The following is a 24602-nucleotide window of genomic DNA, read 5'->3' on the forward strand; positions in this document are numbered from 1 at the left end:
CTCCTTGCTCAACTCCCCAGATCGGGCTGCCCGTTCTGGGAGGCGAGATCAGCCGGAGTGAGCGGATTCATAGCGGTTACGTCCCTGGGCGCCAGCTGGAAGCCCTGCCAGTGGACCGGCATCGGCTGCTGGTCCTCGTCCCGGGCGATGTGGTGGAACCCGATGTTGACCCACACGGACGGTTTGGTCAGAGTCTCACCGTTGACCCATTTGTCCACGCTGTCACCGGCGTTGGTCCCGCAGTTGCCGGTGTTGTTGCTCGCGAACTGCTCGCAGGCCCGCGACTGGGTGAAGTACACGTCGTGCTTGGTGAAGCCGCGGCCGGCGTGGGTGTTGGTGTGGCCGGGCACGATCTCGTACGAGCGGGCGTGGCCGTCGGCGTTCTTGCCGGTGCCGCTGACCACCCGCCACCAGCGCATGTTCTTCGCGTCGCCGGCGAGCTCCTTGGTGACGACGGTGCGCTTCGTCTTCACGGTCGGTCCGCCGCCGTTGGCGGGCGGCGCGGTGACGGTGGAGTCGAACTGCTCGATCCGGTCCTTGGTGGAGCCGTCGAGGCCGAAGTCGAGCTTCCAGAAGACGTTGTGGGCGTGGCTGGTGGCGTAGGCGCGGGCGCCCTTGCCGATGGGCCAGCCGCGGCCGTCGGTGGCGTTGTAGTCGACCGGCGAGAGGCTGCCGGTGGCCCCGACGTTGGCACCGATGGTGCCGTCGGCGGAGAAGCGCCACTCGGAGATGTACTCGTACCAGCCGACCTTGTTCACGGTGTAGACGAGGAGGTCCTTGCCCTGGACCTGGTACACCTGGCCGCCGCTGTCGGCGGCCATGCGGTACGCGTGGCCGCGCGCCCTGGTCGTGGTGCACAGGCCCTTGACCTGGCCGACCTCGGGCACCTTGACGGTGGAGATGGTGCCGCCGGGGCACTCGGCGGGCTTGAGGTTCTGCAGGCCCCAGCCGAAGCCGGCGCCGGTGAGGTCGTCGTACTCGGCGGCGCCGTCGTCGTACGGCACGTGGATCTGGGCGAGCCGGGCGCTGGTGAGGACCTTGATGGGCGCGCCGCCGGGCGGCTGGTAGGTGACGCCGTCGAGCGTGAGCCCGGCGTCGGTGTTGTAGCGCCAGCACATGTTCCAGACGGCGCCGCCTTCGAGCTTCTGCGTGATGCGGTACGCGGCCGAGCAGAGGGGCTGGGCCGTCGGCTGCGTGGCGGACGGCAGTGCCGGGGACAGCGGGCGGGGCACGGCGGTCGCGGGTGCCGTGGCGGCCGTGGCGGTGCCGAGCAGGACGGCCGCGGTCAGGACGGCGCCTCTCCGGCGGGTGCGCGGGCTTCGCTGGGTGGACATGGGAACGTACTCCCTCGTACGGAGATGTCGTGGAAGGGGAGGGCCGGGCGCGGCGGTGGTCAGCCGACGCGCGTGACGGTCCTCGCGGAGAGGTCGACGATGAGGTTCCGGGTGTTGATCCAGGCCCCGTTGAGAACCTTGGTGACGAGCCGGACGCACCGGTGCTCGCCGCAGTCGGCGAGCTGCGCGGGCACGTTCGCCTCGCGGTAGGGGCGGTAGACGTCGCCGTTGAACCACAGCTGCTCGGTGGAGGTGAGCTGCTTGCCCGTGGCGTCCTTGTAGTCCTCCTTGACGCCCTTGCCGAGCGGGCTCGCGAGGATCAGCTCCAGGGCCTCCCGCAGCTCCTCGGGGTGGGCGGAGGGCTGGACCCCGCGCTGCGTCGCGGACCTCTCGACCTTGCCCGTGCCGAGGTTGACGGTCCGGGTGACGAGCTCGTCCTTCGCGTAGTCGTAGAGGCGGACCTCGGCGCGGCGCGTGCCGTCCCCCGGCAGCGGGTCGGCGAGCAGGGTGCCCAGGTGCTGCGGGCCCCGCCCTCCCTCGACGTTCTCCTGGGCGGCGGCGGCCGGCGGGGTCAGCGCCAGTTGCTCGGCCCGCGCGAGCTCGTCGTCGGTGAGCGGGTCGGAGCCGACGCCCTTCTTCCCCTCGGCCGCCGCGGGAGCCACGGTCGCCGGCGGCGGCGCGGCGCCGGCCGCCTGCGCCCCCGCGCCGGTCCCGTCCTGGCCTGCGGCCGCGGCCCCGGCCTCCCCCTGGCCGGTCGCGCCGGCCGATCCCGTCCCTGCCGTCGTGCCGGCGGCCCCCACGGTCCCGCCGGTTCCGGCGGGTCCCGCGGCCCCGTTCGCCCCCGCGGTGCCCGGCAGGCTGATCGCGACCGCGACGGCGGTTCCCGTCACCGCCATGGCCGCTCCGGCCACCACCTTCCCCAGGTGGCGGCGCGCTATTTCGTACACACTTCCCCCTCATTCCCCCTCTTGATGTGCGGTCACCCGGTAGGACGGGGCGAAGTCCTAGGAGGTTGCGCCTCTTTCGGGCAGGATCTGGCCGGAGAACATCCCCTAAACCCGGACAGAAGAGGAAGAGTCGTATCCATGCAAGTCTGGCCGGGACAGGCGTATCCCCTGGGCGCCACCTATGACGGAGCGGGAACCAACTTCGCGGTCTTCTCGGAGGCCGCCCACAGGATCGAGCTGTGTCTGCTCCACGACGACGGCTCGGAGACGGCGGTGGAGCTGCGCGAGACGGACGCCTTCGTCCGGCACGCCTATCTGCCGGGCGTGATGCCCGGTCAGCGGTACGGGTTCCGGGTCCACGGCCCGTACGCCCCCGAGCGCGGGCTCCGCTGCAACGCCGCCAAGCTGCTCCTCGATCCCTATGCGCGGGCGGTGTCGGGGCAGGTCCGCTGGGGCGAGGCGGTGTACGGCTACCCGTTCGGGCGGCCGGACGCGCGCAACGACCTCGACTCCGCCCCGGACACGATGACCTCGGTCGTCGTCAATCCGTACTTCGACTGGGGCGACGACCGGCGCCCGCGCACCGAGTACCACCACACCGTGATCTACGAGGCCCATGTGAAGGGCCTGACGATGCTCCACCCGGACCTGCCGGAGGAGCTGCGCGGGACGTACGCGGGGCTCGCGCACCCGGCGGTGATCGGTCACCTGAAGGAACTGGGCGTCACGGCGCTGGAACTGATGCCCGTTCACCAGTTCGTGAACGACCACCGGCTCGTGGACGCGGGGCTCTCGAACTACTGGGGCTACAACACGATCGGCTTCTTCGCCCCGCACAACGCCTACGCGTCCTGGGGCGACCGGGGCCAGCAGGTCCTGGAGTTCAAGTCGGCGGTCCGGGCGCTGCACCAGGCGGGCATCGAGGTCATCCTCGACGTGGTCTACAACCACACCGCCGAGGGCAACCACCTGGGCCCGACGCTCTCCATGCGGGGCCTGGACAACCCCTCGTACTACCGGCTCGCGGACGACCCCCGGTACTACACGGACACGACGGGCACCGGGAACTCGCTGCTCATGCGCTCCCCGCACGTCCTCCAGCTGATCATGGACAGCCTGCGGTACTGGGTGACCGAGATGCACGTGGACGGCTTCCGCTTCGACCTGGCGGCCACCCTGGCCCGGCAGTTCCACGAGGTGGACCGGCTCTCCTCGTTCTTCGACCTCGTGCAGCAGGACCCCGTGGTGAGCCAGGTGAAGCTGATCGCCGAGCCCTGGGACGTGGGCGAGGGCGGCTACCAGGTGGGCAACTTCCCGCCGCTGTGGACCGAGTGGAACGGCAAGTACCGGGACTGCGTACGGGACCTGTGGCGCGGCGAGCCCCGCACGCTCGCCGAGTTCGCCTCCCGGCTGACCGGCTCGTCCGACCTCTACCAGGACGACGGGCGACGCCCGCTCGCCTCGGTCAACTTCGTGACCTGCCACGACGGTTTCACCCTCCGCGACCTCGTCTCGTACAACGAGAAGCGCAACGAGGCCAACGGCGAGGGCAATCGGGACGGAGAGAGCCACAACCGCTCGTGGAACTGCGGCGAGGAGGGCGATACCGAGGACGTCGGGATCACCGAGCTGCGCGCCCGCCAGATGCGCAACTTCCTTGCCACGCTGATGCTTTCGCAGGGCGTTCCGATGCTGAGCCACGGCGACGAGTTCGGCCGCACGCAGGGCGGCAACAACAACGCGTACTGCCAGGACAACGAGGTTGCCTGGGTGCGGTGGCCCAAGGAGAACAGCGAGGCGGAGGCCACGCTCCTGCGCTTCACCCGGTCGATGGTGCGGCTGCGGCGGGAGCATCCGGTCTTCCGGCGGCGCCGCTTCTTCCACGGGCGGCCCGTGGAGGGCACCCACGACGAGCTCACCGACATCGCCTGGTTCACGCCCGAGGGCGAGGAGATGACGTCCCGGGACTGGCAGGCCGCGCACGCCCAGGCGCTGACGGTCTTCCTCAACGGCAACGCCATCTCGGAGCCCGGGACGCAGGGCGAGCGGATCGCCGACGACTCCTTCCTGCTGATGTTCAACGCCTCCGCGAAGGAGCTGGAGTTCGTCGTGCCGGACAGCCACGGCCGGTACTGGCGGATGGTGGTGGACACCTCCGACCCGGAGGGCATGCCGCCGCAGGAGGGACCGGAGCTGGCCGGGGGCGAGCGGGTGACACTCGCGCCGCTCAGTCTGACCGTGCTGCGGCGACCCGCCTGACCTCCCGTACGGGAGTCGTCACCCGTACCGTCCAGGAGAGCAGCGCGCAGGCCACGGCGGCGCCCACCGCCACCGCGAAGGCGGCGGGCGCGCCGTGGCCCTCGGCGAGCCGCCCCGAGACGGCGAGGGCGAGGGCCTGGCCGCCGACGATCCCGCTGGTGAGGAAGGCCATGGACTCGGCGAGCCGGGCGGCCGGCACGGTCCGCTCGGTGAGCCCGAAGACGGTGATCAGGTGCGGGGCGTACGCGGCGCCGAGGACGACCACGACCGCGTACAGCGCGCCGAGGGAGCCGACGAAGAGCAGCGGTACGGAGAGGACGACGAGCCCGGCGGTGGCCGCGCGCCAGCGGGTGGTGAGCCCGATGCGGGCGGGCACGGCGGCGAGGGAGAGGCCGACGGCGGCGCTCATCACGCCCATCGCCGCGTAGACGAGCCCCGCCTGGGCGGGTGCGCCGAGCTGCTCGGTGAGCGCGGTGATCCCGGCCTGGGAGGCGCCGAACATGGCGCCCTGGAGGACCATCGTGCCGCGCAGCGCGTACGCGGACCGGGGCAGCCGCGCCCGCTCGGCCGCGTCCGTACGGGTGGCTGTGCCGAGGGCCGTACGTGCTGTGGGGTGCAGGGCGAAGGCGGAGCCGCAGACGACGAGGAGCAGCGCGGCCACGAGGAGCGCGGCGGCGGGGTGGGCGAGGGCGGCGGCGAGGCCGACCAGGGCCGGGCCGAGGACGAAGGACACCTCGTCGAGGGTGCCCTCGAAGGAGAGCATCGCGCCGACGGTCCGGTCGTCCGCGCCGGAGCGGCGGGCGAGGGCCACCGAGCGGGTCCGGGCGAGCGGCCCGATCTGGGGGACGGTGGCTCCGGCGAGGACCCCGCAGAGCATCAGCCAGCCGGTGGCCGCGTGGGCGAGCGCGGCGAGGACCAGGACGGCGACGGCGACCGCGTTGGCGAGGGAGGCGGCGAGGACGACTCCGCGCTGGCCGTGCCGGTCGGCGAGGCGGCCGATGACCGGTCCCGCGACGGTCTGGCCGGCCGCGAGCGCGCCGCCGGCGAGCCCCGCCGTGGCGAGCGAGCCGCTGGTCTCGGCGACCAGGAGCAGGCTGCCGAGCTGACACATGGCGGTGGGCAGCCGGCCGAGGAAGGAGACGACCGGGAGGACCGGCCCGAGCAGCGAGAACGTGTCGCGATACATCCGGAGCATCCCGCGAACGTAATGCGATGCACCCGAACGGGTGCATGGGGTGATGACACAGAAGCCCTCGCGCGGGGTACGTACGTTCGCATGACCTCCCTCCCGGCCCGTTCCGCGCTCCCGACCGCCACCTACCGGCTCCAGCTCCAGCCGGAGTTCCCGTTCGCCGCCGCCGCGCGGGCCGTGCCGCACCTCGCCGGGCTCGGGGTCTCGCACCTCCACCTCTCGCCCGTCCTGGAGGCGGTGCCGGGCTCGACGCACGGCTACGACGTCACCGACCACCGCTCCGTACGGGCCGAGCTGGGCGGCGAGGAGGGGCTGCGGGCGCTGGCGGCGACCGCGCGGGCGCACGGTCTCGGCCTGGTCGTGGACCTGGTCCCCAACCACATGGCGGCCTCCCCCCGGCACAACCACGCGCTGCGGTCGGTGCTCCGCGAGGGGCCGGACTCGCCGTACACCCGCTGGTTCGACGTCGACTGGCCGGCCGGGGACGGCCGGCTGCTGCTGCCGGTGCTGCCCGCGCGGCTCCCCGAGGTGCGGGACCGGCTGCGGGTCTCGGGCGGGGCGCTGCACCTCGACGGGCAGGAGTTCCCGCTGCGGGCGGGCACGGAGGGGCTGCCGCTCGACGAGCTGCTCGACGCCCAGTGGTACCGGCTCGGCTGGTGGAGGCTGGCCCGCACCGAGCTCAACTACCGCCGCTTCTTCACGATTTCGGAGCTCATCGGGGTGCGGGTGGAGGACCCCGAGGTGTTCGCGGCGACCCACGCGAAGATCGTGGAGCTGGTGGCGGACGGGGTGGTCGAGGGGCTGCGCATCGACCACCCGGACGGGCTCGCCGACCCGCAGGGGTATCTGGAGGACCTGGCGGCGGCGACCGGCGGGCGCTGCTGGACGGTGGTGGAGAAGATCCTCACGGGAGCGGAGACCCTGCCCGCCGACTGGCCCGTCGCCGGCACCACCGGGTACGACGCGCTGCGCCGGATCGAGGGGGTCTTCACCGATCCGGTGGGTGCCGACGAACTGGCCGACGTGTACCGAGAGTTCACGGGATGCGCCGGGGACCGGGGCGGCACCTGGGAGGCGACGGAGCGGCGCGCCGCGTACGAGGTGGTGACGCACGACCTGGCCGCCGAGACCGCCGCGCTCACCCGGCTCGCGGTCCGGATCTGCGCGGCCGACCCGGCGCTGCGGGACCACGCGCCCTGGGCGCTGCGGACCGCGATCCGCGAACTGCTCGTACGGGTGCCGGTCTACCGCACCTACCGGACGGGCGGCGAGGAGGTCCTGACCCCGGCGGCGGCGCGGGGCGCGAAGGCCGCGTTCGCGGTGCCGGAGGAGGCGGCGGCCGTCGACCTGGTACGCGAGTTGGCGCTCGGGTCACGCGGCGACGGGCGGGAACACCGGGCGTTCCGGGCCCGGTTCGCGCAGACCTCCTCGGCACTACGGGCCAAGTCGGTCGAGGACACGGCCTTCTACCGGTACACGCCGCTGCTCTCGGCGAACGAGGTGGGCGGGGACGCGGGGCGGCCGGCGGTGTCGGCCGACGAGTTCCACGCGTACTGCCTGCGCATCGCCCGGGACTGGCCGGCCACCGGGACGGTGCTGTCCACGCACGACACCAAGCGCAGCGCGGACGTGCGGGCCGCGATCGCGGTGCTCGCCCAGTGCCCGGAGGCCTGGGCGGCGCTCTTGGCGGAGGTCGCGGGGGTGCCCGCACCCGATCCGCACCTGGCGTGGACGGCCTGGCAGACGGCCTTCGGCTTCGGCGCGCCGGACGCGGAGCGGGTGGGCCCCGCCGTCCTCAAGTCCGTACGGGAGGCGGGTCTGCGGACGAGCTGGACCGAGCCGGACGCGGCGTACGAGCGGGCGGTGGCGGAGTTCACGGCGGCCGGGCCCGGCCGGATCCCGCTGCGCTCGGCCTCGGAGACGGCCGTCGCGCTGGAGCCGCACATCCGGGCCCACGCCCTCGGCGCGGCGCTCGTCCAGCTGACGATGCCGGGGGTGCCGGAGCTGTACCAGAACACGGAGCGGGAGTACCGGGCACTCGTCGACCCGGACAACCGGGCGCCGTTCGCGATCGGCCCGGAGGACGACAGGACGTCCCTGGTCCGGGCGGCGCTGCGGCTGCGCCGGGAGCGCCCGGAGGTGTTCGGCCGGGGCGGCGCGTACACCCCGCTGGCGGCGAGCGGCCCCGCCGCCGCGCACTGCCTGGCCTTCGCCCGCTCGGGCGCGGTCGTGACGGCCGCGACCCGGCTCTCGCTGCGCCTCGCGGAGGCGGGCGGCTGGCAGGACACGGAGCTGGTCCTGCCGGAGGGCCGCTGGGCCGATCTGCTGGACGGAGTACGGGAGTTCACCGGCGGTCCGGAGACGGAACTCAAGCTCGCGGAGCTGTTCGCGGACCGGCCGGTGGCGCTTCTCGCGCGGCTGGACGGCTGAGCGCTCCCGGGCCCCGGGAGCGCTCGGTCGCTCAGAAGCGGGAGGCTCGCGTGACCTCGCACTCGGTGTACTCGGAGCCGTCGCCGGTTCCGATGTACGGGGTGGTCACTTCGGCGCTCTGGGAGGCGCCCGCCACGACCGCGATACCGGTCTTGATCGCGGTCGCCGGGGTGACGCCGCCGCCCGCGGCTCCCTTGAACTTCATGGTGACGCTGTAGTCGTAGTCCAGGGAGTTGTCGTTCTTCACGGTGATCCGGGCGACGAGGTTCTTGGTCGCCTGGTCGTACTTGCACTCGTCGATGGTCACGTCGCGGATCGCCTTGTCGGCGCTGCTGGAGCCGCCGGACACGGAGCCGCCGGACGTGCTGTTGTTGTCGCTGTTGTGGTTGCTGCTCGAACTGCCGGAGCCGCTGGAGCCGCCGCAGCTGCCGCCGTGCGAGCCACGGGCGCCGGTCAGGGCGAAGACCGCGATGCCGAAGACGGCAATCGCGCGGATATGACGCTTATTCACGTGTTGATCCCCGTTGAATCTGGTGCCTAAAAACGCACTCCTTGACGAGCGCACGTCACCCTAGCAGCGGGCGGGGCGCGCCCGTCCCCGCCCGGGATCAGCCACCGGGACGGACGATCAGACTCCTCGGGGCGCGGGTGATGAGGCCGTGGGCGGCGGGGCGGAAGCCGTCGGCGAGGCGCAGCCGGGGCATCGCCGTGAAGAGCGCGCGCAGGGCGTACTCGGCCTCCAGGCCGGCGAGCAGGACGGCGGGGCAGAATCCGCTGCCGTACGTGAGCTGGCCCGGATCGTCGCGGAACGGGTCGAAGCGGTCGGGCTCGCGGAAGCGCTCCGGGTCCCGGCCGGCGGAGCCGACGAGCAGGGCGACGGAGGCGCCCGCCGGGATGATGCCGCCGCTGACCCGGACCTCGGAGCGGGTGCGGCGCACGGCGATCTGCACGGGCGGGTCGCGGCGCAGCGACTCGGCCCAGGCCCGGGCGACGAGCGCGGTCGGGGCGTCGCGGAGGGCGGCGACCTGGTCGGGGTCGGCGAGGACGTTGCCGAGGAAGGAGGCGAGGGCCTTCTCCCGTACGGCGATCTGGCCGCCGCACTCCCCGGCGAGGGCCCCGGCCGCTCGGCCGCGCACGAGCCGCATCATGTCCCGGTAGGGCACGCCGACGGCGGCGGCGACGGTCCCCGCGGGCAGCCAGTGGCAGAAGTCGGCGACGAGGTCGGCCTGTGGCCGTTCGGCGATGCGGCGGGCGAGGACGTACGCCGTGCGTTCCGTGACGGATCTCAACTCGCCCATGTCGACGTCGACATGGGCCCGCGTGCAGGGCGGGTCGCCGGGCCGGTGCCCGTGGGTGAAGCGGCTGTCGGTGAGGGCGGCGGCGACGTCCGCGTACCGGCTGAGGACCCAGGCGCGCAGCAGCGGGTCGTACGTGAGCGGGAACTCCTCCCGCAGGGCCCGGTGGATCGGGTGCGGGTCGCGGGAGGCGCCGGGGTCGAGAGGGCTCGGCGCGACGGTCCGCCCGGTGGGCGCGAAGGGTCCGGCGGGGCCGGCGGGGCCGTCAGGGCCGTCACGGCCGTCGGGCGCTGCGGGTCCCGCCGCCGTCGGCTCGGCGACGGTCCGCACCCGGCCGGCGGAACCGGCCTTCACGGGGGCCGCGCCGGGCGTCACCGTCGGGATCGCGGCGGAGACCGCGCCCGGGGCCATGGACGGCAGCCTCGTCCAGGGGTCTCCGGACTCTTCCGGGCGGTCGTTCCGCACGTCCGGGTTCGGCACGTCCCCGTTCCGCGTGTCCGGGTTCCGCACGTCCGGGTTCCGTATGCCGCGGTTACGTATGCCGCGGTTCGGCTCGTCGCTCATCGCGCCCCCTGTCGATCGGCGGTGGGTGCCGCGGCCGGAGAACGTGGCGCGCGTCTCCTCACCCCATCACCGGGCGGCCCGCACGGCGCGTCACGTACCGCCGATCGGGTGATGTCCCGCGACGGGCGGTTCAGCCGTGGGAGAGCCGGAACGACATCTGGCCGAAGCCGACCACGTCCCCCGGCCGGACGACCACCGCGCCGGTGACCCGTCGGCCGTTGACGGTCGTCCCGTTCGTCGAGCCGAGGTCGCGCAGCACCCACATCCCGCTCTGCGACGAGAGCTCGGCGTGCAGCCGGGACGCGGTCTCGTGGCTGAGCCGCAGACCGTTGACCGGGTCGCGGCCGATCCGCAGCGGATGCGGGCCGGGCAGCGGGAGCAGCAGCTTCGGCAGCCGCTCGGCCCGCCAGGCCCGCCCGAGCCGTACCGTGAACGCCGACATCCGCTCGACCGCGCCGACGACCCGCCGGGTCCAGGTGCCCTCGGTCCGCAGATCGGCGACGAGCAGGTCGAGCTCGTCCGATCGGCGGGCCTGGAGCGCGCGCTCCATCCGGTACACGAAGGTGTCGTGCGAGAGGCGTCCCTGGGCGGCGCCCTCACGGAGCAGCCCCAGCGCGCGGTCCCGCTCGGCGTCGGTCAGCCGAGGAGTGTTCGCCGGAAGCTCGAAGGGGGTCGTCACACCCGTGATTGTCGGCCCGGCGGGCCCGAAGTGTCCAGAAGGGCCCCCGACCTGGGAACTCGATACCGGCCGGAAGAGATCGCTGCTACGGTCTGCGGTCGCCGTACCGGACATTTTCCCAGGGGGAACCACGACGTGACCGCGTCCTCTTCGACCACCGCCGCTTCGCACCTCGTCATACGTCCGCTCGCCGGACCCGGGGAACTGGACCTGTTCCTCCGCCTCACGTACTCGCTGGACCACGAGCTCGCCGACGACCTCGCCACCGGCCGCCGCCTCCCCGAGTGGATGTGGGTGGCCCTCGACGGCGAAAGCGACGGTGAAGGCGGCGGCCGGCTCCTCGGCCGGATCGCCTGGTGGACGAACAAGGAGGGCGGCGAGCCGCTCGCGCTCGACTTCTTCGACCTCGCCCCGGAGCTGACGGAGGAGGAGCGCGCGGACGTCGGCCTGCGGCTCCTGGAGACCGCGACGGCCGCGGTCGTCCCGGCGGGCACGCAGCGCCCCGAGTTCGGCCGGTTCATGCCGGCGGACTGGCGCGAGGTCCCGGAGACCCGGTCCGTCCTGGAGTCCCTCTTCTCGGTGCTGGAGCGCGCGGGCGCCCGTCCGCTGGTCGAGCGGCTCCGGCTGGAGTGGCGGCCGGGCACGCCCGTCCCGGAGCCGAAGGGCCGTCTGGAGTTCCGGCCGGTGCGGGACCGCGAGGACCTGGTCGCGCTGATGACGCCCGTGATGGAGGGCACCCTCGACGGGCACGGTCAGGCCGACCTGGCGTCCGGGCTCTCGGCGCGGGAGGCGGCGGAGCTGCACTACGACGAGGAGTTCACGCACTACGCCTCGCCGCAGGAGTGGTGGCAGGTCGCGCAGCTGCCGGAGACCGGCGAGCCGGTCGGCTTCGTCGTCCCCGCGCGGAACAACTACCACCACACCATCGCGTACATCGGCGTGCTGCCCGCCCACCGCGGCCACGGCTACATCGACGACATCCTGGCGGAGGGCACCCGGATCCTGGCCGCCACGGACGTGCCCCGGATCAGGGCGGCGACGGACCTGGGGAACGTGCCGATGGCGGCGGCGTTCGCCCGGGCGGGCTACGTGACCTTCGAGCGTGCGATCAACTACGTGTGGGACGCGCCGGGCGCGTCGGGGTCCTGACTGCCAGGATGGACCGCGTAGTCAGTCGTTGCGTGGTGGAACCGTCGACGAGGGGATGCGCGTGCTCTTCGAGGTGTGGGCGCCGAGCGCCCGTGACGAGGTGGCGCTGGAGCTGAACGGCACCGGCCACGCCCTGGAAAGGGACGCCGAGCGGGACGGCTGGTGGACCGGGGTCGTGCCCGCCGAGGACGGCGACCGCTACGGCTTCGCCCTCGACGGCGGGCCCGTCCTGCCGGACCCGCGCTCGCGCCGGCTGCCCGACGGGCCCGACGGCCTGAGCGCGGTCGTCGACCACTCCGCGTACACCTGGCGGCACGAGTCCCCCCGGCTGCGGCTGCGCAGCGCGGTCCTGTACGAGCTGCACGTCGGCACCTTCACCCCCGAGGGGACGCTCGACGCGGCGACGGGCCGCCTCGGGGAGCTCGCGGGCCTCGGCGTCACCCATGTGGAGCTGATGCCGCTGTGCCCGTTCCCCGGGGTGCGGGGCTGGGGGTACGACGGGGTGGCACCGTGGGCGGTCCACGAGCCGTACGGGGGCCCGGAGGCGCTCAAGCGGTTCGTGGACGCGGCGCACGGCCTCGGCATGGGCGTGGTCCTGGACGTGGTGCACAACCACCTGGGCCCGTCCGGCAACCACCTCCCGTCCTTCGGGCCGTACTTCACGGACACGCACCACACGCCGTGGGGCGCGGCGGTGAACCTGGACGCGCCCGGCTCGGACGAGGTCCGGGCGTACTTCCTGGGGAGCGCGCTCGCGTGGCTGCGGGACTACCGGATCGACGGGCTGCGGCTCGACGCGGTCCACGCGCTCGCCGACACCCGGGCACTGACCTTCCTGGAGGAACTCTCCTCCTCGGTCGACGAGTTGGCGAAGGAGCAGTCCCGCCAGCACTTCCTGGTCGCCGAGTCCGACCTCGCCGACCCGCGCACGACGACCCCTCGCACGCTCGGCGGTCTCGGCGTCCACGCCCAGTGGAACGACGACTTCCACCACGCGCTGCACACGGCGCTGACCGGCGAGACCCAGGGCTACTACGGCGACTTCGCACGGGCCCCGATGGCGGCGCTCGCCAAGACGCTCACGCACGTCTTCTTCCACGACGGCACGTACTCGACGTTCCGGCGGCGCCGCCACGGCCGCCCGGTGGACCGGGAACGCACCCCCGCCCACCGCTTCCTGGGCTACGCCCAGACCCACGACCAGATCGGCAACCGGGCCCTGGGCGACCGCCTTTCGGCCTCCCTCTCCCCCGGGCTGCTCGCCTGCGCGGCGACGCTCGTCCTGACCGGCCCCTCCGTGCCGATGCTGTTCATGGGCGAGGAGTGGGGGGCGACCACGCCGTGGCAATACTTCACCGACCACACCGACCCGGAGCTCGCGGAGGCCGTACGGCGGGGCAGGCGGCGGGAGTTCGCGGAGCACGGCTGGTCCGAGAACGACGTCCCCGACCCGCAGGACCCGGCCACCCGCGACCGTTCGGTCCTCGACCGCACCGAACGCGAACAGGACCCTCACAAGCGCCTGTTGGCCTGGCACCGCCAGCTCATCGCCCTCCGCCGCACCCTGCCCGACCTGACGGACCCGGACCTGGGGGGCGTGAAGGTCGCCTTCGACGAGGAGTCCCGCTGGCTGGTGTTCCGCCGGGGCGACCTGCGGGTCGCGGTCAACCTGGGCAAGGAGCCGGCGGTGATCCCCCTCGGCTCCAACGGCCGCGACCGGGTCCTCGCGTCCTGGGACGCGACCGAGGCCCCGGGCGCGGACGGGGTGCTGCGGCTGCCGGGCGAGTCGGCGATCGTCCTGACGGACGGCTGACGGCCGGCCGGGAAAGGCCGGTTGCCGGCCCGGGCAGGCCGGCAACCGGCCGAAGCCTTGGGCCGCCTACTCGACGATCGCCATCTCGTGCGGGGTGTTGTTGAAGCGGTGGCCCGCGCCGTCCTCCGTCGCCGTGACGATGTCCTCGATGCGGACGCCGAAGCGGCCCGGGAGGTAGACGCCCGGTTCGATCGAGAAGCACATGCCGGGGACGATCGGGAGCTCCTCGCCCTCGATCATGTACGGGGGTTCGTGCGTCGTGACGCCGATGCCGTGGCCCGTGCGGTGGATGAAGTACTCGCCGTAGCCGGCGTCCGTGATGACCTTGCGGGCCGCGCGGTCGACCTCCTGGCAGGCCGCGCCGGGGCGGACCGCCTCGAAGCCGGCCTGCTGGGCCTCTCGGACGAGGTCGTGCACGCGCTGCTCCTCGTCGGTCGGTTCGCCGACGTGGACGGTGCGGGTGGTGTCGGAGCCGTAGCCGTGCTTGAGGCCGCCGAAGTCGAGGACGACCATGTCGCCGCGTTCGATGGTCCGGTCGCCCGCCTCGTGGTGCGGGTTGGCGCCGTTGGGGCCGGAGCCGACGACCGTGAAGTCGACCTGGGAGTGGCCGAAGCGCATGAGGAGCGCGGCGAGGTCGGCGGCGACGTCGGTCTCCTTGCGGCCGGCGAAGCGGACCTTGAGGATCTCGCCGTACGCCTGGTCGGCGGCGGCCCCCGCCGCCGCGATCCGCGCGAGCTCGTGCGCGTCCTTGACGCCGCGGAGCATCGGCAGGGCCTCGGTGAGGGAGACGTACGAGGTGCCGGGCAGGGCCTGCTGGAGGCCGAGCAGGTGCATGGCCCAGGCGTTGTCGCTGACGCCGAACCGGCCGGCGACGTCCAGGAGCGGCGCGGTGACGGCGTACGGGTCCTTGCCGTCCGTCCAGTCGCGCAGCGTGAGCGCCGCCGCCCCCGTCGCCTTCTCCGCGTCGGGCGCCTCCAGGGTCGGGACGACGAGGACCGGTTCCTGCCCGGCGGCGAGCACGAGGACCGTGAGCCGTTCGGTGATCGCGGTCGGCTGGTAGCCGGTGAGGTAGACGAGGTCGGGGCCGGGCGCGACGAGCACGCCCGCGAGTCCGGCGTCCGCCGCGGAGTCGGCCGCGCGGGTCATCCGGGCCCGGTAGTCGTCCGCGGTGAAGGGCACGACCTCGTCGGCGGATGCGGGGGGAATGCTGGACATGGGGGGCTCCTTCTCGGCGGCAGCGGCGGCGTCGACGTACAGCATCCTGCCCTCGGCGGGGCCCCGACGCGACCGCTCAGCGGCGGTCCGGGCCCTGCGCGATGAGCCGCTCCAGGAGCTCCTGGAAGTCGTCGCCGACGACGATCCGCAGGTCGCCGCGCTCCTCGTCGTGCTCGCTGAGCTGGGTGAGCGTGCCGCCGCGCCACCAGAAGACGTACGGGCTGATGGCGCCCGGCGTGTCCTCGTACCCGGAGGCGGCGAAGGAGGCCATCGCGCCGAGCGCCGGGATGATCGAGGTGTCCCGGATGGGGTGGAAGGCGAGCTGGTGGCGGAAGGGCAGGGCGACGAGCGCGCCGTGCTCGCCCAGCGGCAGGCCGGTGACGCGGCGGGCCACGCCGTCCAGGTCGAGGACGCGGCTCGCGGTGTAGAAGGAGTCGCCGAGGATGATCTCGAAGCACATGCCGTCGGCGTCCCGGACGGTCTCGTGCTCCTCCACGGGCAGTCCGCGCAGATTGCGCAGGGCCCGGTCGCGGAGCTGGGCGTGGTCGCCGAGCCGTTCGAGCGCCTCGTCGGTGAGCATCATGACGCTCTCCGGCAGGTCGAGGGCGAGGATCTCGTACAGCCCGGGGGCGACGGTCCTGGCATAGCCGAAGGCTCCGGCGTCGATGCCGTCGCCGCTGACGATCCGGGGGTAGAGCTGGGCGCGGATCTGCTCGGGCGGGAGCGTCTCCAGGGCGGACGGCCCCTCCATCGCCCGGACGACCAGGTCGACATGACGGTGGATCAGCTCGGGCCAGACGCGGGTGCCCCGACGGTCCTGGTGGCAGACGGCGGCGAGGTTGCCGAGGCCGAACCTGCGTCCCTTGTCGTCGACGACGTGGTTCGCGTAGAGCGAGACCTCAAGGCCCAGCTCGGCGAAGGTGGTGCGGACCCGGCCGCGGAAGAGCGCGGCCTCCCGCTCCGAGAAGTACGCGAACTCGGGATCCCTCGGTGCGTCCTCGTCGTCCCTCTTGGGTCCTCGCCGCAGCCAGCCCACGTCTGCCCGCCTTCCGTCGCCGTTGCGCACAGGGTAGCGAGTGCATGTGTCAGCTCTTCAGCCGTCCGGCGAACTCGGCCGCCGGTCCGGCGGGTTCGCCGGATCCGGTTCCACCGGCGCCGGGGAGGAGGAGTTCGGTGCGGTGGACGAGCCGTGGCGCGACCAGGGGGACGGCGGTGGCGCCGGGGACGCCGGCCGCCACGGGGAGCGGCAGGAGCGCGAGGCCGTGCCCGGCGGCGGAGAGGGCGGCGAGGGTACGGGTGTCGGTCCCCTCGTACCGCAGGGCCGTCCGGAAGCCGCGGCCCGCGGGTCCGGCGTGGACGGCCCGCAGCTGGTCGAGGGGGATGCCGGCGGCGGGCGCGTCGAGCCAGCGGGCGTCCACGAGGTCGTCGAGCCGGAGCCCGGCGCGCCCGGCGAGCGGGTGGCTCGCGGGCAGGACGACGGCGAGCGGTTCCTCGGCGACGCCGGTCGCGGCGAGCGGGGCGACGTCGGGCAGCCGGAGCGGGTCGCTGGGGGCGGCGATCCCGTCGACGAGCCCGGCGTCGGCCTCCCCGGTGGCGACGGCCTCGGCCACCCGCTCCCGGGGCAGGCCGCGCAGGGTGACGCCGGTGGTGGGCAGCGCGGCGAGCGTACGGGGGTGGAGGGCGAGCGGGGACGCGGCGACGCTCAGGGTCGTACGGGGCGCGGCGGCGAAGCGGCCGACGTCGGCGCGGGCCGCGTCGAGGCGGAGGAGCAGCGGCCCGGCGTGTTCGAGGAGCCGGTGTCCGGCGGGGGTGGGGGCGACGGGCCGCCGGGTGAGGAGGGGCAGCCCGAGGTCGGTCTCCAGGGCGGCGATGTGCTGGGAGACGGCGGACTGGGTGTAGCCCAGCTCGCGCGCCGCCCGGGAGAAGGAGGCGAGCCGGGCGACGGTGACGTACGTACGGAGGAGGTGCGGGTCCACCCGGGCGTCAGGAGCCGTCGGGGGCGGTGAGGAGGGCGCGGGCGTAGTGGGCGAGCGAGCGGTTGTAGCGGGGCAGCAGGGGCGCGAGGGCGCCGAGGGCGAGGGAGGCGGCCTCGCGGTCGCGGCCGGTGTCGGCGAGGGCGAGGGCGAGGAAGGCGTCGACGGCGCCGGAGAGGGCCGTCTCGTCGGCGTCGAGCCGGTCGGCGGGGATGTCGCGCTCGGCGGTGAGCAGTTCGACGCTGCGGTCGGGCCGGCCGAGGTTGCGGAGGCTGCTGGCGAGCTGGATGACGGCCCGGCGGCGGCGCAGGCCGGTGAGGCCGGCGTCGAGGGCGCGCCCGTAGAGGTCGACGGCCTTCTCGGGCAGGCCGGTGGAGTCGTGGGCGGCGCCCTGCTCGAAGAGGGCGGCGGCGTCCCCGGCGGGCCGCTCGGCGGCGAGGGCGGCGACGAGGTCGCGGAAGGCGGCGGGCTCGTGGTCGTCGAGGCGCTCCCAGAGAGCGGTGACGCGGCGCTCCCAGTCCTGATCGGTGGTCATGGGGCCACCCTAACCACGACGGCATAAGCATTCGTGATGGAGGGTCCAGAAATCATCGTTGGACGTGAACACGGGCCGCACACCAGCATGATGGTCATGAACACGAACACCCCTCACCCCACTCCCGCCCCCATCCCCCGCATCGCGCTGGTGGGCGACCGGTCCCCGCACGTCAGGTCCCACGTCCGCATCCCCGTCCTCCTCGACGCGCTCGCCGAGCGGGACGGGCTGGCGCTCGACGCGTACTGGATCCCGACGGGGGACGCGGAGGCGCCGGGCGCCGTGGAGGGCTTCGACGCGGTGTGGGTGCTGCCGGGAAGCCCGTACGCGAGCGAGGCGGGGGCGCTGGCGGCGATCCGTACGGCCCGCGAGGACGGCATCCCCTTCCTCGGTACGTGCGGCGGCTTCCAGCACGCCCTGCTGGAGTACGCGCGGAACGTCTGCGGCCTGTCCCGTGCCGCGCACGCCGAGAACGACCCGGCGGCGGACTCCGGCGACCTGCTGATCGCGCCGCTCGCCTGCTCGCTCGTCGGCCACGAGGGCGTCGTCCGGGTCGCCTCCGGCTCGCTCGCCGAGCGGGCCCTCGGCGCGGAGCGGACCACCGAGCGGTACCACTGCAACTACGGCCCGGACAGCCGCCGGCTCGACGTCCTGAGCGCCCACGGCCTGCGCTTCACGGGCGCCGACGAGGAGGGCGGGATCCGCATCGCGGAACTCCCCGCGCACCCCTTCTTCCTGGCGACCCTCTTCCAGCCGGAACTCGCGGGCGACGGCACCCGCCCGCACCCCCTGATCCGCGCCCTGGCGACGGCGGCGTCCCGGCACGCGGCGGACGCGGCGGACGCGGCGGACGCGGCCCTCTGAGGGCTCCGACGCGGGTCAGGTGGCGGCTCAGACGCGGGTCAGACGCGGGTCAGGTGGCGGCTCACCACGTCGAGGAGTCGCTCCGCGTCGTCCGGGGAGCCCAGCCCGCGCTTGGGCAGGACCGCGACGAGCAGGATGTTCGGGTCCTGGCCGAGAAGCACCATGTGGTCGCGGGTCTCGCGGTAGCCGCGGAAGGCCGACCAGCGGTGCTGGAGCGTCATGTGCGTGGTCCCGGTCGTGATCCCCGACCCGCTCACGGAGGCCCGGAACTCCCCCTGCCAGTCGACCGTGCGCCGCACCTGGCCGGCCTGGAGGTGGGGCGTCGCCCAGATCAGGACGGCGCAGAGGGCGACGAGGGCGGTCAGCACCGTGACGGTTCCCTGGGCGGCGATCGCCAGCAGGGCCGCGCCCCCGACCACCACCGTGAAGCCCCAGCGCAGCACGTGGAGGCGCCGCAGTCGCTCGCGCACGAGGACACCCGTGAGGATGTCGGCACGCGTCGGCCGGTACACCAGCTCGACCGCACCCCGTATCTCGCCCTGCGTTCCGCCCGGTATGCCTCCCTGTATGCCGTCCTGCATGCCGTCCTGCCCCGAGTCCTTGACCATGGCAGGGGATCGTACTGTCCCGCTAACTCATCCTCACGACCAGGTCGGCGCGGTCCCGACTGCTCGCCACCAGACGGGCGTTGGCCTCGTCCGAGTCGTGGACCCAGCGCTCGGCCCAGGCCCGGTCCTTGCCGAAGCGGACGTGCCGCTCGACGAGCCGGGGGACGCGGCGGCGGTCGTCCAGGTCCAGGTACCAGACCTCGTCGAGGAGCGGCAGGACCGCGGACCAGGGACCCTCGTCGAGGAGGAGGTAGTTGCCCTCGGTGACGACGAGCGGGACATGGGGCGGCACGGGTATCGCCCCGGCGATCGGCTCCTCGAGGGAGCGGTCGAAGGCCGGGGCGTAGACGGTGGCGCCGGGCTCGGGGGCGCGGAGCCGGGCGAGGAGCGCCGTGTACCCGGCGGCGTCGAAGGTGTCCGGCGCGCCCTTCCTGCCGGCCCGGCCGAGCCGCTCCAGCTCGGCCTGCGCGAGGTGGAAGCCGTCCATCGGGACGAGCACGGCGAGCCCGTCGAGGCGGGCGACGAGCCGCGCGGCGAGCGTGGACTTCCCGGCGCCGGGCGCGCCCGCGAGACCGAGGATCCGCCGGTGGCGCGGCTCACTCCCCCGCTCGGCGAGCGCCAGCGCCCGGGCGGCGAGCCGGTCGAACCGCTGCGCGTCCATGCGGGGCATTGTCGCACCGGGCGCGGCGGTTGACGCGGGTAGATCCGTCCGTATTACGTTTGCCCCATGCCGTCCATCGCACTCGTCTCCCTCGTCGTCCGTGACTACGACGAGGCCATCGCCTTCTACACCGACGCCCTCGGCTTCGAGCTCGTCGAGGACACCGACCGCGGCGACGGCAGTCGCTGGGTCGTCGTCCGCCCGCGCGGAGCGGCCGGGGTCGGCGGCCTCGGGAACGCGGGCCTCCTCCTGGCCCGCGCCAAGAACGAGTCCGAGGCGGCCTCGGTCGGCAACCAGACGGGCGGCCGCGTCGGCTTCTTCCTCCACACCGACGACTTCGCCCGCGACCACGCCCGGATGACGGCGGCGGGCGTCACCTTCGCGGAGCAGCCGCGGCACGAGCCGTACGGCTCGGTCGCCGTCTTCGAGGACCTCTACGGCAACCGCTGGGACCTCCTCCAGCCGGCGGAGGCCACGGCCTAGACCCGCCTCGCCCATCCCTAGGACCGCCTCGCCCATGCCGAGGACCGCCTAGGCAGGCGTACCCGTCTTGTCGAGGCGGTCCCGCTGCTCCCGCGTCAGGCGGAGGTCCGCCGCGGCGACGTTCTCCTCCAGGTGCCCGATCCGGCCCGTGCCCGGGATCGGGAGGATGACCGGCGAGCGGTCGAGGAGCCACGCGAGGGAGACCTGCGCGGGAGTGGCGTCGAGTTCGGAGGCGACGGCGGCGAGCTCCGCCGCCGCGCCGGGCGCCCCCACCGCGACGGGCCGCCACGGCAGGAACGCGATGCCCGCCGCCTCGCAGGCCGCGAGTACGGGCTCGTGGGCGCGGTCGAACAGGCTGTAGCGGTTCTGGACGCTCGCGACGTCGATGATCTCCCGGGCCCGGTCGAGTTCCGCGACGGTCACCTCGGACAGCCCGATCCGTCCGACCTTGCCCTCCGCCTGGAGCTCCCGCAGGGCCCCGAGCTGCTCGGCGAGGGGCGTCACCGGGTCGATGCGGTGCAACTGGAGCAGCTCGATCCGCTCGACGCGAAGCCGCCGGAGAGCCTGTTCGACCTGACGGCGCAGGGCGTCCGGCCGTGCGTCGTGCTTCCAGCCCTCGGGCGCTTCCGCTCGCACGATGCCGACCTTGGTGGCGACGAGCAGCCCGTCGGCGTACGGGTGCAGGGCTTCGGCGAGGAGCTCTTCGTTGGCCCCCCAGCCGTACATGTGGGCGGTGTCGATCAGGGTGACGCCGAGCTCGACGGCTCGCCTGGCCACCTGGAGGGAGGCCTCCCGTGCGGCGCCCGGCCCGGTCGGCAGGCGCATGGCGCCGAATCCGAGCCTCCGCACGCTCAGGTCGCCGCCGATGCGAAACGTGTTCGCTGTCATCTTCCGTCTCCGCCTCTCGGTCAAACGGCAAGGCTAACAAGGCGGTTGATCGCGCCCGAGGGCGAAAACCGCTGTCGCGCGGCCCGTTGCCCTCCCTACACTCACGTCTCGGCGCACCGATCGGTGCGCCGACCGGCACCTGACCGAGGGGGGAGACGACCGTGCGCAGCAGCAGCCGTAGCGCCGTCGCCGTGTCGCCCTCCCGTGCCCGGTACGACGTGATCCTCGCCTCCTCGGCCGAGCGGTGGCGGCTGCGCGCCCGCCATCGCCGCCCGTGACGACGTCACTCGCCTGACCTTCGTCCGGGAATCGCGCTGCCCTGTCTCCACGCAGCAGCGAAAGGCACGACACCGTGCGTACGAACCTCCCGCCCGTCATCCGCAACCTCGGCATCCTCGCCCACGTCGACGCGGGCAAGACCACCGTCACCGAGCGGATCCTCTTCCTCACCGGCGCCACCCACAAGCGGGGCGAGGTCCACGACGGCACGACCGTCACCGACTTCGACCCGCAGGAGCGGGACCGGGGCATCACGATCTTCGCCGCGGCCGTCAGCTGCGACTGGGCCGGCCACCGGATCAACCTGATCGACACACCGGGTCACGTCGACTTCTCCGACGAGGTCGAGCGCTCGCTGCGCGTCCTCGACGGCGCCGTCGCCGTCTTCGACGCCGTCGCGGGCGTCGAGCCGCAGAGCGAGACGGTGTGGCGGCAGGCGGACCGGCACGGCGTCCCGCGCATCGCGTTCGTCAACAAGCTGGACCGGGCGGGCGCCGAACTCGACGGCGCCGTGGAGTCGATCCGTACGCGCCTCGGCACCGTCCCGCTCCCCGTCCAGCTCCCCATCGGGCGCGAGGACGGCTTCACCGGCGTCGTGGACCTGGTCCGGATGCGGGCGTACGTGTGGGCCGACGGCGCCGACACGTACGCGGACGAGCCGGTCCCCGACGAGCTCCGGGACGAGGCCCGGCACCGCAGGCGACGCCTGGAGGAGACGGTGGCGGAGCTGCACCCGGCGGCCCTGGAGGAGTTCTGCGCGGACTCCGCGCTCTCCGAGGAGACGCTGACGGGCGCGCTCCGCGACCTCACCCTCACCGGCGAGGCCGTCGTCGTCCTCTGCGGCTCGGCCTACCGCAACCGGGGCGTCGAACCACTCCTCGACGCCGTCGTCGCGTACCTCCCGGCGCCGTCCGACATGCCTCCGGTACGCGGCGGGACGCCGGCGGACCCGGCGGCGCCGTTCACGGCGCTCGCGTTCAAGGTGAGCGCGACGGCCACCGGCCGCATGACCTACGTCCGCGTCTACGCGGGCACGATCGCGAAGGGGGACACCGTGCTCGACACCACCACCGGCCGCACCGAGCGGATCTCCCGCATCCTGCGCGTCCAGGCCGACCGGGCGACGGAGCTGGACGCGGCACGCGCCGGGGACATCGTCGCCGTCGTCGGCCCGAAGACCGCCCGGGCGGGTACGACGCTGTGCGCCCCGGACGCGCCGGTCGTCCTCGAACCGCCGACGACCGCCGACCCGGTGGTCTCGGTCGCCGTGGAGGCCCGCCGGAGCACGGACACCGGTCGTCTCGCGACGGCCCTCGCCCGGCTCTCCGAGGAGGACCCGTCGCTCGTCGTGCGGTCCGACCCGGAGACGGGCCAGACGGTGCTCTCGGGCCTCGGCGAACTGCACCTGGAGGTCGCGGTGGAGAAGCTGCGGCGGGACCGGGGCCTGGAGGTGACGGTCGGGCGTCCGCAGGTCGCGTACCGGGAGACGGTGGCGAAGGGCGTCACCGGCCTGCTCCACCGCCATGTCAAACAGGACGGCGGCGCGGGCCAGTTCGCCCATGTCGTCATCGACGTCGAACCGACGGTCGGGGACGAGGAGTTCGTCTTCCTCTCCACCGTCACGGGTGGTCGCGTACCGCAGGAGTACATCCGCGCGGTCGAGGCCGGCTGCCGGGACGCCCTCGTGGAGGGCCCCCTCGGCGGTCACCCGGTGACGGGTGTCCGGGTCACGCTCACGGACGGCGCCACGCATCCGAAGGACTCCTCGGAGATGGCGTTCCGCACGGCGGGCCGCTTCGCGCTGCGCGAGGCGCTCCGCGCGAGCCTGATGACGCTCCTGGAACCGGTGGCCGAGGTCACGGTCACCGTCCCGGCGGAGTCGGTCGGCGCGGTCCTCGGCGACCTCGCGGCCCGCCGGGGCCGGGTGACGGACTCGACGACCCGCTCCGGTACGGCGGTGGTGTCGGCGACGGTGCCGCTGGCCGAACTCTTCGGCTACGCGTCCCGCCTCCGCGGCCGCACCCAGGGCCGGGGCACGTTCACCACCCGCCCGGCGGGTTACGCCCCGGCTCCGGCGCCCGCTCCGGCCCCGGCTCCGTAGAGCCACCTGAAGGACGCCGCACGCTCGGCCCGCACACACCGTGCGGGCCGGGCGTGCGGCGGGCGTGCGGGCCGGGCGTGCGACGGCGGGCGTGCGGCGGCGGGCCGGCCCCGCCCCGGCCGTGAGCGGCCCTGTGCCAGGATGCGGGGACCGGCCATCCACCGCACGCGGACGGCCGGCGCCGTACGACACGAGGAGCGACACGATGAGCACGACCCCCGGCGCCTATCTTTCCGAGCTGTTCTCGCTCGACGGGCGCACCGCCCTCGTCACCGGCGGCAGTTCCGGCATCGGCCGGGCCATCGCCGGGGCCCTGGCCCGGGCCGGGGCGAGCGTGGTGGTCCTGGCGCGCAAGGAGGACGAGCTCGCCGCGACCGTGGACGAGCTGACGGCCGACGGCTGCCGCGCCGCCTGGGTGAGCGCCGACCTGAGCACCCGCGAGGGGATCAGGGCCGGGGCGGAGGCGGCCGCGGCCGTCTTCGGAGAGCCGGACATCCTGGTCAACTCCGCCGGGATCAACCTCCGGCCTCCGCTCGGCGAGCTGGGCGACGAGGTGTGGGACACGACGATGACCGTGAACCTGGAGGCGCCGTTCCTCCTCGGGCAGCGCTTCGGCCCCGGCATGGCCGAGCGCGGCTTCGGCCGGATCGTCCACATCACCTCGCAGCAGGCGCACCGCGCGTTCGTGCAGAGCGGGGCGTACGGGGTGTCCAAGGGCGCCCTGGAGTCGCTGGCCCGCTCGCAGGCGGAGGCCTGGTCCCCGTACGGCGTCACGGCCAACACCCTGGTCCCCGGCTTCGTCATGACCCCGCTCAACCAGCGGCTCTCCTCCGACCCGGAGAAGGTGGCCGCGCTCGCCGCCCGGACCATGGTCGGCCGCAACGGCCTGGCCGAGGACTTCGCCGGCGCGGCCGTCTTCCTGGCGAGCGGCGCGTCCGCGTACGTCACGGGGCAGTCCCTCTTCGTGGACGGCGGGTTCTCCGTCCACTAGGACGCCCGCGGGAGTGCCTCCCATCTCGCGACCAGAGCAGGGATCGCGATCCCCCGGATGTTCGAGTCGCCCACGGAGAGGGGGTAGGCGTGCTCGACCTGTCGCAGGTGGTTCTCCATCAGGACGGTGCGCTGACCGGGGTTCGCCTCGGTCAGGTCCAGCAGGCCGAGGAGGATGTTCTGGAGCTCTCGCGGCCCGAGGGGCGTCCCGCCCTGCTCGTGTCCGAGCAGCCTGTTCCTGAGAGTCCCCTCGCCGCGACCGCCGGTGTCGGCGGCGAGCAGGGAAAGCGTGGCGTACGCGTCGCTCACGCTCCTCCCGGTGATCGCCCGGCGGTTCCCCATG

The 24602-nt window shown here is 73.9% G+C and carries 22 protein-coding genes; 8 read left to right on the top strand and 14 right to left on the bottom strand.

Translation table 11 applies throughout. The features are described 5' to 3' along the window. Positions 1-8: 8 nt before the first annotated feature. Together ACFC0G_RS11185 and ACFC0G_RS11190 are read right to left on the bottom strand one after the other, a co-directional pair. Positions 9-1334, bottom strand: a complete 1326-nt coding sequence (locus tag ACFC0G_RS11185) for a copper amine oxidase (protein WP_376400711.1) — start codon at positions 1332-1334, stop codon at positions 9-11. A gap of 59 nt (positions 1335-1393) precedes the next feature. Continuing rightward, on the bottom strand, positions 1394-2281 hold the full coding sequence (locus ACFC0G_RS11190) for a Tat pathway signal sequence domain protein (protein WP_376400713.1): 888 nt from the start codon (positions 2279-2281) through the stop codon (positions 1394-1396). 138 nt (positions 2282-2419) lie between these two features. Between ACFC0G_RS11190 and glgX the strand changes: the two genes are divergently transcribed. Further along, complete coding sequence (glgX, locus tag ACFC0G_RS11195) at positions 2420-4540, top strand: glycogen debranching protein GlgX (RefSeq protein ID WP_376400715.1); 2121 nt, start codon at positions 2420-2422, stop codon at positions 4538-4540. On the opposite strand, the gene ACFC0G_RS11200 is transcribed toward glgX, so the two are convergent. Beyond that, the gene (locus ACFC0G_RS11200) at positions 4509-5726 is read right to left on the bottom strand and encodes an MFS transporter (RefSeq protein WP_376401436.1); all 1218 of its coding nucleotides are present in this window, start codon (positions 5724-5726) and stop codon (positions 4509-4511) included. The genes glgX and ACFC0G_RS11200 overlap by 32 nt on opposite strands. 90 nt (positions 5727-5816) lie before the next feature. Between ACFC0G_RS11200 and treY the strand changes: the two genes are divergently transcribed. Next, on the top strand, positions 5817-8162 hold the full coding sequence (treY, locus tag ACFC0G_RS11205; RefSeq protein ID WP_376400718.1) for a malto-oligosyltrehalose synthase: 2346 nt from the start codon (positions 5817-5819) through the stop codon (positions 8160-8162). A 31-nt stretch (positions 8163-8193) separates the two neighbouring features. Here the strand turns inward: treY and ACFC0G_RS11210 are convergent, their stop codons facing one another. From ACFC0G_RS11210 to ACFC0G_RS11220, 3 genes are all read right to left on the bottom strand, one after another. After that, positions 8194-8673, bottom strand: a complete 480-nt coding sequence (locus ACFC0G_RS11210) for a hypothetical protein (protein ID WP_376400721.1) — start codon at positions 8671-8673, stop codon at positions 8194-8196. A 97-nt stretch (positions 8674-8770) separates the two neighbouring features. Continuing rightward, positions 8771-9868, bottom strand: coding sequence for a cytochrome P450 (locus ACFC0G_RS11215; protein WP_376401439.1), 1098 nt, complete (start codon positions 9866-9868; stop codon positions 8771-8773). Between the two features lie 283 nt (positions 9869-10151). Further along, positions 10152-10700: an FHA domain-containing protein gene (locus ACFC0G_RS11220; RefSeq protein ID WP_376400723.1), complete on the bottom strand. Its 549-nt coding sequence runs from the start codon at positions 10698-10700 to the stop codon at positions 10152-10154. Between the two features lie 135 nt (positions 10701-10835). On the opposite strand from ACFC0G_RS11220, the gene ACFC0G_RS11225 reads away from it, so the two are divergent. Both ACFC0G_RS11225 and treZ read left to right on the top strand, forming a co-directional pair. Next, positions 10836-11849, top strand: coding sequence for a GNAT family N-acetyltransferase (locus ACFC0G_RS11225; protein WP_376400726.1), 1014 nt, complete (start codon positions 10836-10838; stop codon positions 11847-11849). 61 nt (positions 11850-11910) lie between these two features. Continuing rightward, positions 11911-13662: a malto-oligosyltrehalose trehalohydrolase gene (gene treZ, locus ACFC0G_RS11230; protein WP_376401442.1), complete on the top strand. Its 1752-nt coding sequence runs from the start codon at positions 11911-11913 to the stop codon at positions 13660-13662. Positions 13663-13728: 66 nt separating this feature from the next. Here treZ and ACFC0G_RS11235 read toward each other — a convergent pair whose 3' ends face one another. From ACFC0G_RS11235 to ACFC0G_RS11250, 4 genes are all read right to left on the bottom strand, one after another. Then, positions 13729-14877 (bottom strand): aminopeptidase P family protein, encoded by a 1149-nt coding sequence (locus tag ACFC0G_RS11235; protein WP_376400729.1) that lies wholly within the window; start codon positions 14875-14877, stop codon positions 13729-13731. A gap of 76 nt (positions 14878-14953) precedes the next feature. Beyond that, positions 14954-15913: a hypothetical protein gene (locus tag ACFC0G_RS11240; protein ID WP_376400732.1), complete on the bottom strand. Its 960-nt coding sequence runs from the start codon at positions 15911-15913 to the stop codon at positions 14954-14956. 49 nt (positions 15914-15962) lie between these two features. Beyond that, complete coding sequence (locus ACFC0G_RS11245; RefSeq protein ID WP_376400734.1) at positions 15963-16853, bottom strand: LysR family transcriptional regulator; 891 nt, start codon at positions 16851-16853, stop codon at positions 15963-15965. Between the two features lie 7 nt (positions 16854-16860). Beyond that, entirely contained in the window at positions 16861-17385 is a 525-nt protein-coding gene (locus ACFC0G_RS11250; protein WP_376400737.1) for a tetratricopeptide repeat protein, read from the bottom strand. Between the two features lie 96 nt (positions 17386-17481). Here ACFC0G_RS11250 and ACFC0G_RS11255 point away from each other — a divergent pair, with 96 nt between their 5' ends. Beyond that, the gene (locus tag ACFC0G_RS11255; RefSeq protein WP_376400739.1) at positions 17482-18249 is read left to right on the top strand and encodes a hypothetical protein; all 768 of its coding nucleotides are present in this window, start codon (positions 17482-17484) and stop codon (positions 18247-18249) included. 38 nt (positions 18250-18287) lie between these two features. Here the strand turns inward: ACFC0G_RS11255 and ACFC0G_RS11260 are convergent, their stop codons facing one another. Then, positions 18288-18857, bottom strand: a complete 570-nt coding sequence (locus ACFC0G_RS11260; RefSeq protein WP_376400742.1) for a YcxB family protein — start codon at positions 18855-18857, stop codon at positions 18288-18290. Between the two features lie 22 nt (positions 18858-18879). Then, positions 18880-19527, bottom strand: a complete 648-nt coding sequence (locus ACFC0G_RS11265) for a nucleoside/nucleotide kinase family protein (RefSeq protein ID WP_376400745.1) — start codon at positions 19525-19527, stop codon at positions 18880-18882. A 57-nt stretch (positions 19528-19584) separates the two neighbouring features. On the opposite strand from ACFC0G_RS11265, the gene ACFC0G_RS11270 reads away from it, so the two are divergent. Beyond that, positions 19585-20001 carry a VOC family protein gene (locus tag ACFC0G_RS11270; protein WP_376400748.1) on the top strand — a complete coding sequence of 139 codons (417 nt, stop codon included), beginning with the start codon at positions 19585-19587 and terminating at the stop codon, positions 19999-20001. A 48-nt stretch (positions 20002-20049) separates the two neighbouring features. Here the strand turns inward: ACFC0G_RS11270 and ACFC0G_RS11275 are convergent, their stop codons facing one another. Then, on the bottom strand, positions 20050-20889 hold the full coding sequence (locus ACFC0G_RS11275) for an aldo/keto reductase (protein WP_376400750.1): 840 nt from the start codon (positions 20887-20889) through the stop codon (positions 20050-20052). 352 nt (positions 20890-21241) lie between these two features. On the opposite strand from ACFC0G_RS11275, the gene fusA reads away from it, so the two are divergent. Beyond that, positions 21242-23269, top strand: coding sequence for an elongation factor G (gene fusA / locus ACFC0G_RS11280; RefSeq protein ID WP_376400753.1), 2028 nt, complete (start codon positions 21242-21244; stop codon positions 23267-23269). A gap of 205 nt (positions 23270-23474) precedes the next feature. After that, complete coding sequence (locus ACFC0G_RS11285) at positions 23475-24260, top strand: SDR family NAD(P)-dependent oxidoreductase (RefSeq protein WP_376400756.1); 786 nt, start codon at positions 23475-23477, stop codon at positions 24258-24260. Here ACFC0G_RS11285 and ACFC0G_RS11290 read toward each other — a convergent pair. Then, positions 24257-24568 carry a hypothetical protein gene (locus ACFC0G_RS11290; protein WP_376400758.1) on the bottom strand — a complete coding sequence of 104 codons (312 nt, stop codon included), beginning with the start codon at positions 24566-24568 and terminating at the stop codon, positions 24257-24259. The two genes, ACFC0G_RS11285 and ACFC0G_RS11290, sit on opposite strands and share 4 nt — an antisense overlap. Positions 24569-24602 lie beyond the last annotated feature (34 nt).

The sequence above is a fragment of the Streptomyces sp. NPDC056169 genome (genome assembly GCF_042268445.1).
GTDB lineage: Bacteria > Actinomycetota > Actinomycetes > Streptomycetales > Streptomycetaceae > Streptomyces.

Excerpts from the sequence above, each read along its gene's own strand:
- ACFC0G_RS11250 (WP_376400737.1), bottom strand. The coding sequence starts at position 17,385 with ATGACCACCGATCAGGACTGGGAGCGCCGCGTCACCGCTCTCTGGGAG.
- ACFC0G_RS11265 (WP_376400745.1), bottom strand. The coding sequence starts at position 19,527 with ATGCCCCGCATGGACGCGCAGCGGTTCGACCGGCTCGCCGCCCGGGCG.
- ACFC0G_RS11235 (WP_376400729.1), bottom strand. The coding sequence starts at position 14,877 with ATGTCCAGCATTCCCCCCGCATCCGCCGACGAGGTCGTGCCCTTCACC.
- glgX (WP_376400715.1), top strand. The coding sequence starts at position 2,420 with ATGCAAGTCTGGCCGGGACAGGCGTATCCCCTGGGCGCCACCTATGAC.
- ACFC0G_RS11185 (WP_376400711.1), bottom strand. The coding sequence starts at position 1,334 with ATGTCCACCCAGCGAAGCCCGCGCACCCGCCGGAGAGGCGCCGTCCTG.
- ACFC0G_RS11200 (WP_376401436.1), bottom strand. The coding sequence starts at position 5,726 with ATGTATCGCGACACGTTCTCGCTGCTCGGGCCGGTCCTCCCGGTCGTC.
- treY (WP_376400718.1), top strand. The coding sequence starts at position 5,817 with ATGACCTCCCTCCCGGCCCGTTCCGCGCTCCCGACCGCCACCTACCGG.
- ACFC0G_RS11270 (WP_376400748.1), top strand. The coding sequence starts at position 19,585 with ATGCCGTCCATCGCACTCGTCTCCCTCGTCGTCCGTGACTACGACGAG.
- ACFC0G_RS11260 (WP_376400742.1), bottom strand. The coding sequence starts at position 18,857 with ATGGTCAAGGACTCGGGGCAGGACGGCATGCAGGACGGCATACAGGGA.
- ACFC0G_RS11285 (WP_376400756.1), top strand. The coding sequence starts at position 23,475 with ATGAGCACGACCCCCGGCGCCTATCTTTCCGAGCTGTTCTCGCTCGAC.
- ACFC0G_RS11215 (WP_376401439.1), bottom strand. The coding sequence starts at position 9,868 with ATGGCCCCGGGCGCGGTCTCCGCCGCGATCCCGACGGTGACGCCCGGC.
- ACFC0G_RS11255 (WP_376400739.1), top strand. The coding sequence starts at position 17,482 with ATGAACACGAACACCCCTCACCCCACTCCCGCCCCCATCCCCCGCATC.
- ACFC0G_RS11275 (WP_376400750.1), bottom strand. The coding sequence starts at position 20,889 with ATGACAGCGAACACGTTTCGCATCGGCGGCGACCTGAGCGTGCGGAGG.